This window comes from Chlorogloeopsis fritschii PCC 6912 (assembly GCF_000317285.1).
Lineage (GTDB): Bacteria > Cyanobacteriota > Cyanobacteriia > Cyanobacteriales > Nostocaceae > Chlorogloeopsis > Chlorogloeopsis fritschii.
The window spans coordinates 1-503 of record NZ_AJLN01000011.1 but is presented as its reverse complement, the minus strand read 5'-3'; the positions used below and the strand labels follow the sequence as shown (position 1 = coordinate 503).

Annotated in this window: 1 pseudogene; it reads right to left on the bottom strand. The window is 43.9% G+C overall.

The annotated features are described in order from the left end of the window. Nucleotides 1-503 (bottom strand): annotated as a pseudogene (locus tag UYC_RS35120) (S-layer family protein); the annotation flags it as partial.

The following is a 503-nucleotide window of genomic DNA, read 5'->3' as shown; positions in this document are numbered from 1 at the left end:
TTGTAGGCTGTGAGAACTACATCACCTTTTTCGTTGAATACCCATCCTTGAGCGGGGACAATTTGTTTCGCAGTCGGGTGAGTTGAGGACTGATTAATTTTGATACCTTGAGAATTACCTCTACTGCCAACAGGTTCTATCCAATCAACACGAATATTATCATTACTGAGGATTTCATTCGGATGAGGTGGTAAACCACCACGTCCAGTGATGATAAATTGACTACCATCACCTCTTTGACAGGGATTTTGGGCGATTTGCTCTGTTGGATCTATGACAGTTTCTGGTAATTCCACTAAACCCTTACTAGGATCAACTTCTGGAGTATTGAGGGTGACACTGCCGCTCAAAGAAGGATTTTGTTGTGAAACGGCAGTAATGTCATTAGTTGGTATTCGCCTTGGATCTAAATCGTTGGGACGCAATCTTTCTAAGTCTTGGCGACTGCGAGGCACAAACCCAAAAATACCAGCAGAGTTGATCACCACCTTACCTCCCTGCCC